Source organism: Allobaculum fili (genome assembly GCF_020969955.1).
GTDB lineage: Bacteria > Bacillota_I > Bacilli_A > Erysipelotrichales > Erysipelotrichaceae > Allobaculum > Allobaculum fili.
Genome location: NZ_JAHDSX010000032.1, coordinates 16,721 through 28,203 on the forward strand (window position 1 = coordinate 16,721; position 11,483 = coordinate 28,203).

Consider the following 11,483-nt stretch of genomic DNA (forward strand, 5'->3'; position numbering starts at 1 on the left):
CAGCAGGAACTCGCGTTTCTGCTCATCCTCTTCGATCAGATCGGCAGACGCCCTGACATTCTTTTCTTTGAAACCGTTTATTTGGAAGATTTCAGTGTATCCAGCGTGTCTTTGGATGGCGCTTTGCGCAGTTTCAGCATTGCGTCATTCAGAGCTTTTGCGGGATCATCGAGCCCCTTCTGTGTTGTGGCAGACGATTTTGCGCTGTCTGCTTCTGTCTTCTTCTCTGCGAAAGTTGTTTTGGCGCTTTCGTTATGGAAGCTGGTCAGAGCGTTGAGGATGGATGCGGCTTTATCCGTCGCCATCGTGATCAGCGTTTTGTCGAGCTGCTCTTCCGGATTTGCATCTACCCATTTGGCATGGAGTTCATGATTTGCAGTAACCGGAGCATCCAGATCAAACTTCTGTGTATAGTTCTCGTCTGTATACCAGCCTTCGAGAACTTTTCCTTCAGGTGCAGTAACGGTCGGGATAGTGACTTTTTCGTTATAGCGTACAGGTCGTGCCACAGTCGTATTCGGATCACCCGTATTGAACTTGATCGTATAAATGTTCGACCATTTCGCATAAAGCGTCAGATCAGAATTTACAGGACCTGGTACGTAGCGGTCCCAGCAGGAAGCATCCGTAAACCAGCCGACCAGACGGTATCCTTCGGTTGGATGCGTGGCGTTCGCAGGCGGAGTATACGTGTCGCCTTTCTTAATCTGGACAGGATCGATTGGATTACCCTTTCCGGTATTGAAGGTGACAGTGATTTTTTCCTCATCTACCCATTTGGCATGGAGTTCATGATCTGCAGTAACCGGAGCATCCAGGTCAAATTTCTGCGTGTATTCCTTGTCGGTATACCAGCCTTCGAGAACTTTTCCTTCAGGTGCAGTAACGGTCGGTACAGTGACTTTTTCGTTATAGCGTACAGGTCGTGCGACAGTCGTATCCGGAGCACCCGTATTGAACTTGATCGTATAAATATTTGACCATTTCGCATAAAGCGTCAGATCAGAATTTACAGGACCTGGTACGTAGCGGTCCCAGCAGGAAGCATCCGTAAACCAGCCGACCAGACGGTATCCTTCGGTTGGATGCGTTGCGTTTGCAGGAGGAGTATACGTTTCGCCTTTTTTAATCTGGACAGAATCAATTGGATTGCCCTTTCCGGTATTGAAGGTAATGGTTACTTTCTCTTCAACAGGAGCTTCCCACTTCGCGTAGAGGGTCGTGCTTTCCGTGATCTTATCGGAAGCGAAGTTGAAAGTCTGTGTGAGTGCTTCGTCCTTAAACCAGCCTGCGAACGTATAGCCGTTCTTTGTGGGCGCGGTCGGCGCTTCAATCGTCGTGTGGTAATTGGCTGAAACAGCAGCAACATCCGATCCGCCATTCGATTCGAAGGTGACCGTATACGAGTTGATCGTCCAATGCGCAGTCAGTGTGAGATCTGCAGTAATTAGCGTATTGAAATCGAATGCGGTATCAGAACCAGCCGCAAACCAGCCTGTAAAGGTGTAACCAGTCTTTGTTGGAGCGGTCGGCGCTGTGATCTTCGTATTGTACTCTGCTTTCACCGTTGTCGCTTCAGAACCGTTATCCGCATTCATCGTCACGGTATAGGTGTTAATCGTCCAATGGGCTGTCAGCGTGAGATCCGCAGTAATTGGCGTATTGAAATCAAACGCGGTTTCGGAATCCTCCGCAAACCATCCAGCAAAGGTGCAGCCAGTCTTTGTCGGTTCGGTCGGAGCAGTGATCTTTGTGTTGTAGTCTGCTTTAACGGTTGTCGCTTCAGAACCGTTATCCGCATTCATCGTCACCGTGTAGCTGTTAATCGTCCAGCGTGCCGTCAGCGTAACACTCGTGTCGATTTTCGTTGTGAAATCAAAGGCCGTGTCCGCTTCTGGAGCATACCATCCGTCGAAGGTATAGCCAGTCTTTTCTGGATCAGCAGGTTTATCGACAGGAGTTCCTGGATCAATAGTTTGAGAGGTTGCCGTACCGTCTACATCGAATGTCACGGTAACTTTCTCAACCAGTCCTTCAACAGCCGTATCTAACGCTGCCTTAGCTGCATCCACGCTGTTGTCTCCCGTCTGATAAGCGGCTGGATTTGCAGCAGCAGCTTCCGCTTTTGCGAGTGCGTCCTGCATAGCCTTCCAGGAAGCGGCAGTGTAAGCATCTTCAGATTTTGCTTTTGCTGCTTCAATCGAGGCATTCAAATCCGTCTTATCACTTGGCGAGAAGAATTTTACTTCTGCCACGGTTGCCGTCGTGTTCACAGGCTGAGACTTTCCTCCAGTGGCTTTAATCACCAGATTGACGTAACGAGCGTGAACTGGGGTGAAGTACATGTTGCGGTACTGGTCGCGCGTTTCATTGCTGAAATACGCCTCATTGCCATCGACTGCATGGTCAAACGCATAGGTACCTACGCATGTCATTTCTTCCTCAGATTCTCCCGCATATACTTCAACATTAAACAGGTCTCCGTTAATCGGAGAAGTGTACTGTCTGGGCAGGAAGCTGATCGCAAACAGATCTTTCGATTCGCCAAGGTCATAGAACAGGTTTCGATCTTTGGCAACCAGCTCGCTTGTACTGTCATCCGAGTGGTAATAAGACTGCGGATCATTGTCGAGTGTTTCCTCAATTCTGGAATTGCGGCCTTCTGTAGTCGAATTTTTCGTACTCTTAGAAGCAATGCCAGATACGCCTGTGATGGCTACACCAGTTGCATCCGTATCCTGAAGCACGTTGAGAACCGCCTGAACTGCAGCATTAATCTGTTCTACCGTAGAATCCACTGCCTCGTAAACTTCCTGATTGGCGGTAATGGATGTATTGAGAGCCTCATGATCTGCTGCGCTCATCAGATTTCTCTTGAGAACATCTGCTGCCAGATCAAGTGCTTTACCAAGCGGCGCTTTATCGGTTGCTACCCACTTTGCGTACAGTGTCGTCTCTTCTTCGACGGTATCTGTACCGAATACAAATTGGGTTTCGAAGGCTTCATCTTTAAACCAGCCTGCAAATTCGAATCCGCTGCGTGTCGGATTTTCTGGAGCCTCAAAAACTTCCCCTTTTGGAGCATAAACTGGACCCACTGCAGATCCGTCTTTGGAATCAAAGGTAACCTTCACAGCTTCTTTCAGTCCCGCATGGGCCGAATTGAGGGCGCTCAGAGTATCACCAACTTCAGCAACAGATGCATCTGCCTTATCCAGGATTGCTTTTGCGCTCGTAAGAGCACTTGTCAATGCCGCAAAAGAAGCATCCGTCCATGCGCGATCTGCATTACTCAAAAGAGAGTAGTCATCGTAGGCCTTCTGAAGATCCGTTTTATCCGCAACAAAAGTTAAGACGTATTCTTCGTTTGCGTCGATGTCCGCAAATTCCTTATTCCAGGAAGCGATCGTGCCTGCTTCTGCCGTGATGTTGTTGTCTTCAAGTGCTTTTTCAGCAGCTGCCTGAATCTCCGATGCAGATGTGGCTTTCGCATATTCATCGGAAGCAAGGACGTCATTACCATATTTGAACGTGATCGTGTACATCTTCGTCGTCTGCTGCGGGTCGTTAAAGACATCCGTGATCTGTTCCGGGGTCAAGGCTCTATTAAAAATTCGCAGTTCATCTACCGATCCCTGGAAATCGGATTTTCCAAGATAGTATCCCGGGAAATGAATTTTCCATCCGGTTCGTTCGTCATCCAGCGTTACGCCCTTCTGTACGCCATCAACATATACTTTCACCTGACCTGCAGTTTCATCATGAACATAGGTAAAATGATTCCACGCGTCTTTATTTAAAAAAGGTTCCTGGCTTAAAGAAAGGACGCCTCCACTCTCCGGATTGACACGAATGCCAAACCCAGCTCTTGTTTGACCAAGGCGCAGAGCAAGCTCTGTGGATTCAGTCTGATCCTGCATAATGGAATACGTTCTCAGATCGGAAGTACTTGTAGAATATTCGAGATCGGATTTGGCCCAGAAGCTGATGGTCCAGTCAGAATCATCGTCGATGCCGAAAGTATTTTCAAATTTCAGGCCTTTATTGGGATCGATATGGATACTCTGGCCATTTTTGCCTTCGTCATCATAGCGAATTCCATCTTCCGCAATCGAAACACCATCCCAGTTTCCAACGTGGTCGTTCGGGTTTCCGTTAAACGGGAAATACGCGACCGGACTGACAAGAGCAGATTTCCACTGGGCGATAAATGTGGTCGAAGCCATGGCTGTTTGAGGAAGCTCAGCATCCCAGCCGGTAAAGACAAATCCTTCACGGGTGAAAGAAGGAACTTTGTTTTCCCAGACGGACTGAGCAGAATCTTTTTCCACTTTTACTTTTACTGGAGAAGCATCCTCTTCCGTGGTCTTAAAGGTAAAGATAACCGCATCTTTCAGTCCCGCTACAGCAGTTGTCAGCGCTTCTTCAGCGGATTTCACTTCATCCACTGTAGGCAGTTCTTTTTCTGTGATTGCTTTAGCAGCATCCATGGCCGTTTTGAACGCAGTATAGGATTCATCTGTATAGATATCCGGAATCTGATCATCCGTACCGAGTTTGTTTTCGTTATCGCTTACCAGTTTTGCCAGATTGGTCGTATCCCCTTTGAACTGGGCTGTAAATTCAAGGCGGCTGCCGGAAAGGACATCTCCGTCCTGAATGCCCCAGCCGATAAATACACTGCCCTCAGGTCCAGTCGGGATTTCCGCAGGGATATAGCTGCTAAGCGGGCCGCCTTCTACAGCATTCTCTACTGTATAGAAGATCTCGTTTCCGTTTTTAAACGTCAGCGTAAACAGACGCTTCAGTTCAGCAGCTTCTCTTTGCAGATTGGTCAAAGCTTCACTTACTGCTTCTTCGGTAGGCAGCGGAGTTTTGAGTGCCTCTGCGGCAGCTGCAAGCGCGTCGGGGAATCCTTCCCAGGAAGGCGCGCTGTACTGTGCGGACTCGTAATCTTTTACATGATCATAGAACGTATTCAGAGTGGAACGATCCAGTCCATCGTATTTTCCGGATACAGTAACCCAGGCAATGGTCGGCTCTTTTTCTCCAGTCTTTTTGAATACGAGCGTTCCCGTCTGGTCAGTATTCAGATCAATTTCATAACGGAAAGCCTGCGCATTCTCTTCGGTGCTGCTGCAGTCGCCAAGTTCGTATTCCGTTCCGTCTTCCAGACGCCAGTACGCCTTCTGACCGCGCCGGCTGTCCGAATTCCACCAGTATCCATGGGTACCGACCTGAATCGTATGCTTTCCGGCTGGAAGCGTCAGCTTAATCTTTAAATTCTGGGAATCCTCATTCTTCGTTCCAGCCCACCAGCCATAGTCATATGGACTAAGGGAGGAATTGGATCCAGTAATTCCGTAATCGCCGTCGCTGGCAGCAGTGCCTGTGGTTTTTTCACCGATGACGCCCCAGGATTTTCCTTCTTCCCATCCCTGATCTGCGGCTTCTGTATTGAGCAGTCCTGGATAGAGTTTTTTAGCCAGTGTCCAGAGCGGATCATTCTCTGCTGCATTTCCATTGATCAGATATTCAAGATCTGCAGGATACAGCCAGGCTTTCGCAGTAATGGCCCCTTCTGGAAGACCTTCCGCTGCCTCAACGGTTCCAGTTACATCGATTACCGAAAACGGAATCCGACCGTCAAGATCCGGAATCTGCCAGGTTACGTTTCTTTCTACTCCGCCAGCTATAACAGACTGCGGAAGCGCTGAAACGTTTCCTTTAAAACCGCAAAGATCCGAAAGGACATAATCAGTACCTTCTCCATACACTTCAAATTCTGCAATGTTTACATAATCAGCATCGGGGTTCGTTCCTCGTTCATTTTTGTAATATTTGATGTAGCGATAGGATGTAGAAACGCCTTCATTAAACGAAGAAGCGCGTACTTGGGTAATTTTGTTCTGAGCGGGGACTTCCGGAATGGTATAAAGATCCGTCCAGGTCTCTTTATCGTTGCTTCCGGCGATCACGCCATACTGCGTTCTGGCGGCATAATTATTGTTGCCTGCGTTGGTGCGCGGGCAGTATCCAATACCGGCGATCGTTTTCTCTTCGCCAAGATCGAATACCATGTAACTGTTCTTCAGGCCGTCAAAAATGGTGCCCATATCGCCATCGATTGCTTTGTCTGCCCCGTTGCCGCTTCCCCAGGACTCTCCTTCTAAATCCACCGTGAGGGGCAGTTTGGTAAGATTCGGCACTGCGACAGGAACTTCGGATAGTGCACCTGGATCTGTTTCTTCAATCGCAAAGACCGGCATAAGGGAAGAAGTAACGCTTCCAAAAGCCATGCATCCGCTGCAGAGAACCTGAAGAAAAATGCGTGAATGTTTTTTCATGTTTTTCCTTTCTATATAGAGCCTTTTTTTCTCTTTTGAATCAGTCTTCTTAGTTGGAAACTGCCCGGAGTTCGCCAGTCTGTCACGAGTGACAATGGAATAGAAGAAGACCGATTCGGCCGCAAAAAGCACAACTTATCCTTCGCCTTGCCCTGCGCAGGATGAAATGGCTTCTAGATTCTTTGCGGCGATTCTCCTTTTCAGGAGTCAGGAACTGATCCAGATCCGAAAAGCTTGCCCGGATTTCGGAACAGGACCAGCTGTAATCACGAAAAAGTAATCACTAGTGTAATTGTAATCGTTTACATATCTCGATTGTTTAAATTCTCAAAATTACTAATTTTTGATAATCCGATCTCAAATATGCTAATGCCGCATTTTGCATACAGCGATTCATTCCTTCCCTCAAACCGATTTCGTTCTGGCCGGAGAGTGGATAACTGACCCCCATGGAAAAGCGCCTCTTTATCTTTACGAGATAAGGAGGCGCTTTTCTGGCGAAATCTGCTTCGTTTTTAACTCAGGACGGTTCATCAAAATTCCATCGTCCGCGACAGCTGAAATGCAGGATTGTTCTTGTTTTCCAACGGGGAGATCGGAAAAATCAATAGATACTCTATATAGTATTTCTATATAGGTTCGAGTTCTTTCAAAAGAAAAAGATCGATACCACAAAAGAGCAGCGGCCGTATCGGTTGATTTCCTTAACAGAAAATTAAATGTCAGATCTTGCTGGACGTATGCCATGGAATTTCCACATTTTTCCTGTACTCTATCTAAGAATTCATGAAAGGAGCGAATAATGCTTCAGTCTAAAAATATTGTCAAAGAGTATTACTCCGGCGATGAGATCGTTCATGCGGTCAACGGCTTGAGCGTCACATTCCGGGACAATGAATTCGTCTCCATCCTCGGCCCTTCAGGCTGCGGCAAGACGACATTTCTGAATATCATTGGCGGTCTCGATCAGTACACCAGCGGCGATCTGATCATCAATGGAAAAAGCACGAAGGAATATACAGATAAAGACTGGGACACATACCGAAACCATCGAATCGGATTTATTTTCCAGAGCTACAACCTGATCATGCATCAGAGCGTACTCAAGAACGTCGAAATGTCCCTGACGCTTTCCGGAGTTCCTAAGGAAGAAAGAAAGAAGCGGGCAATCGCTGCGCTTGAAAAAGTCGGTCTGAAAGATCAGATCAACAAGAAGCCGACCCAGATGTCCGGCGGTCAGATGCAGCGTGTCGCAATCGCCCGTGCTCTGGTCAACGATCCGGAAATCGTTCTGGCCGATGAACCGACGGGTGCGCTGGATTCCGAGACTTCTGTGCAGATCATGGAACTGCTTAAGGAAATCGCCAGGGATCGTCTGGTCATCATGGTTACCCATAACCCGGAACTGGCCGAACGCTATTCCACCCGAATTGTCCGCCTTAAGGACGGCAAGATGATTTCCGATTCCATGCCGGTTAAAGAAGTAAAGGAAGAAGCCAAAGAGCAGAAGCTCAAACGGCCAAGTATGTCCTTCTGGACAGCCCTTTCCCTTTCGTTCAACAACCTGATGACCAAAAAAGGCAGAACGCTTCTGACTTCCTTTGCGGGATCCATCGGCATTATCGGAATCGGTCTGATCATGTCCCTTTCCAACGGGGTTCAGGATTATATTACCCGCGTTGAGAACGATACGATGGCGGACTATCCGATTGAGCTGAAAGACAACACGATGAACATGTCGGTCATGATGAGTGCGATGATGGATATGCAGGACGAGACAGAAGCCAGCGAAATGGAAGACGGAAAAATCACGACCTCGAAAATGGTCGAATCCATTCTGGATTCCATTTCTTCATCCAAGACGAACAACCTCGCCGAATTCAAGAAATATCTGGAATCGGATCAGGGGGATGAATTCACATCCACCGCAAAAGCCATTGAATATTCGTACGGCATGGATATGACTGTCTTCAATTCCAATTCGGATTATGGTCTGGTACGCGTATCGCCGAACGAACTGATCGATAAGCTCGGCTTTAGTCAGATGGGCCAGGTTCAGTCCGCGTTTGGGGTAAGTTCGCCGATGAACCAGGAAATCTGGACCCAGATGCCGGATTCCCAGGCTCTGCGCGAAGACAATTACCAGCTGATCGACGGCGCCTGGCCAAAAGACGAAAGTGAAATTCTGCTGGCTGTCGATAAGAACAACGAAATTACCGACTACGCCCTCTACTCTGCCGGTCTGCTTGATCAGGACGAACTGGTGAAAAACTATCAGAACGTTTTAGATGGCAAAACCGACAAGATTGAAGTTTCCGAAACGAAAAACTACACCAACGAAGACTTCATCGGCATGGAGCTTTCCGTCCTGCCAAACTCCGCGCTGTATCAGAAAGTCAACGGTCTCTGGATTGATCAGTCCGACAACGAAGACTTCATCAAGGACGCGCTTAAAAAGGAAGCCAAGTCGGTGAAAATTGTCGGTATCGTGAAACCGGCTGAAAAGACCGTTTCCTCAACCGCATTAGGTGGAATTCTTTACGATTCCTCCCTGCGCAACTGGGCAGCCGACGAAGCGGATGCCTCCGAAATCGTTAAGGAACAGAAAGCCGATCCGAAAATCAACGTCTTTACCGGACGCGAATTTACCAACGGCGAGAAGTTCTCGATGGATCAGCTTACCCCTGAACAGATGATGCAGATGCAGAGCATGCCCCAGGAAGAGCTGCCCAGTTACATCACCACCTATAACAACAACATCAACGCCACCTACGATTCCAACCTTTCGGATCTTGGCGTCATCGATCTCAACGAACCATCCAGCATCAAGCTGTATGCCAGGAGCTTTGATGACAAGGAAAAGCTTGGCGATCTGATCACCGAATACAACAACGTTCAGAACGATGAAGGAAAACCGGAAAACATTATCACGTATACCGATACCGTGGGCGTAATGCTTTCCGGCGTACAGAGGGTCATCAACCTGATTTCCTACGTCTTGATGGGCTTCGTTTCTGTATCGCTGGTCGTATCCTCGATCATGATCGGAATCATTACGTACATTTCCGTTCTCGAACGCATCAAGGAAATCGGCGTTCTCCGTGCCCTGGGTGCTTCCAAACGGGATATTCGAAGAGTATTCAACGCGGAAACCTTTATCATCGGTCTGATTTCCGGTCTGCTTGGAATTGGAATTACTGCACTGCTGGACATTCCAATTTCCATGATCGTCCAGAACCTGACCGGTGTTGCGGGTATTGCCAGTCTCCCGGTTAACGGAGCGGTCATTCTGGTTCTGATCAACCTCGCGCTGACCATGATTGCCGGACTCATTCCTGCCTCGATGGCTTCGCGCAAGAATCCGGTCGAAGCGCTGCGCACCGAATAAACTTCACTGCAGGCGTTCTGGTCAAAACCTGACAATTCTTACGTCCCTTCCCTATCGAATTTCCAGTCGAAGAAAGGGACGTTTTTCTATATCGCCTGCAAAGCTGCTGTCTACGGGTCTGTCCTGTTTTCTTTCAAATTTACGACCCGTGAGCATGAAAAAAGCAGAAAGCATGCGATTATGCTTTCCGCTTACGATCCGGTTTCCTTCACCAATTGGAACTCAGTTTATTCTTCAGTCTCTTTCGGCTTTACGTCGCCTGAGTCAAACATGACCAGGGTTTCTCTTGTGAAGGGGTCTACGAAGGCAAGACGAGTGCCTGTCAGTTCTGCCAGGCGGATCAGGTCATCGCCCGAAAACGCATCCCGGGAATATTTGGTGTTGAGGGCCTGCGGACGGGAAAGACCGAGCGCGTAGGTGTAGTCAACGCTCTTCACACCTTTGAGTGCGAGCAGGCTCTTGATTTTGTTGGTTTTACTCATGAGTGAGTCCTCCTTGAGTTCTAATCGGCTCCAGAAACAATCTGACCATTATTTCATCGTACTGAACTCAATTCAATCTGTTGTGAATAAATTATATAGCAGATCTCATTAATCTTTAACTGATTGTCCTGTAACTATTACAATTATGGATATTTCACATGAAATAGTCGATAAAATTCGAAAATATTCGGAATTTTCGTACAATTCATAAGAATAATGTCGTAATTTAGAAATTTGTAAGCGGTTATTATCTATCAAAGAAGGAATCAATCGAAGAGAATTGAACCCTTTGCCGGTTGTTTTATTTCTTCTCCAATCTAATACGTATTGGTTTTATGAATAATTTCAAATAGTTTTAGAAGTCAAGCCCAAATGATTAGTTGCGTTTTCATCTCCATGTTGACGAAAATGAAAATATGTTTCATTAGAACTTTCCCAATCAGCTAAACTATACGGTCGGATTTTTGCGTGGACGACCACGTTTCCTTTTGGGCTGGTCTACTGGATCTGGTCGTGGAATCAGATCCAGTTTTTGAAGAATTTCTATCTGACCAGGATTCATCTTGATCAGTTCCCACTCATTATCATTTTTTATTCTTTTGCCTCTTTGCAGGATATGCATGATTTTCTTATAGCTCATGTCCTCAAGGAGGCCTTTTTCGTCGAACAGGTTCAAAAGTCTGAACGTGATGACGGTCGACAGAAAATCAATGAATTCGCTGCCGATCACTGAGTAGTCATCATGGACTCTGGTTACATCAAAGCCGAGGGCGTTCTTGTAGTACCGCATAACGATCTCGATTTGCCAGCGATAACTATAGGTCTTCCAGGCATCTTCCGGAGACAGATCGACATCTGATTCAAAGACCACTGTTCCAAATGTACGCTTTTTCTTTTCGTATTCTTCGAAATCGTACTTATCTTTACGATGCTTATCCAGCCAGTCCGTCTCCTCCTGAGCCGCTCTTCTCGGATCACGGAAACTGTAGAGCCATTTTCCCTTATTGGACAGCTTCTCTTTCTTAAACTGAATCGGTTCCATCTGCCCAAGAAAGCCGCAGCAGCCTTCGATCACGCCCTCGAAGTTATACATCTCATGATCGAAGGCAAGCTTGGCATTCCGATGAAGCGGGTTGAAGTAATGAAGCTGCGGGCAGTCTTTAAGGACTTCTTCGATCGATTTGACGGGAAACCCTTTATCACCAACCATAATTCCGCTTTGAATACCGTTCTGTTTCACAAAACTGTCATAGGATGTCAGATCGA

4 protein-coding genes are annotated in these 11,483 nt (G+C 47.3%); 1 reads left to right on the plus strand and 3 read right to left on the minus strand.

Translation table 11 applies throughout. The annotated features are described in order from the left end of the window. Positions 1 to 77: 77 nt before the first annotated feature. On the minus strand, positions 78 to 6,347 hold the full coding sequence (locus tag Afil_RS07645) for an InlB B-repeat-containing protein (protein WP_230267984.1): 6,270 nt from the start codon (positions 6,345 to 6,347) through the stop codon (positions 78 to 80). An 802-nt stretch (positions 6,348 to 7,149) separates the two neighbouring features. On the opposite strand from Afil_RS07645, the gene Afil_RS07650 reads away from it, so the two are divergent. Further along, the gene (locus Afil_RS07650; RefSeq protein WP_230267985.1) at positions 7,150 to 9,735 is read left to right on the plus strand and encodes an ABC transporter ATP-binding protein/permease; all 2,586 of its coding nucleotides are present in this window, start codon (positions 7,150 to 7,152) and stop codon (positions 9,733 to 9,735) included. Positions 9,736 to 9,962: 227 nt separating this feature from the next. On the opposite strand, the gene Afil_RS07655 is transcribed toward Afil_RS07650, so the two are convergent. Continuing rightward, positions 9,963 to 10,217 carry a hypothetical protein gene (locus Afil_RS07655; RefSeq protein ID WP_230267986.1) on the minus strand — a complete coding sequence of 85 codons (255 nt, stop codon included), beginning with the start codon at positions 10,215 to 10,217 and terminating at the stop codon, positions 9,963 to 9,965. Between the two features lie 448 nt (positions 10,218 to 10,665). Next, the coding region (locus Afil_RS07660) for a transposase (protein ID WP_230267987.1) at positions 10,666 to 11,483 on the minus strand (818 nt) is incomplete at its 5' end.

Bases quoted from the DNA above. Each gene is read 5' to 3' on its own strand.
- Afil_RS07650 (WP_230267985.1), top strand. From the start codon at position 7,150: ATGCTTCAGTCTAAAAATATTGTCAAAGAGTATTACTCCGGCGATGAG.
- Afil_RS07645 (WP_230267984.1), bottom strand. From the start codon at position 6,347: ATGAAAAAACATTCACGCATTTTTCTTCAGGTTCTCTGCAGCGGATGC.
- Afil_RS07655 (WP_230267986.1), bottom strand. From the start codon at position 10,217: ATGAGTAAAACCAACAAAATCAAGAGCCTGCTCGCACTCAAAGGTGTG.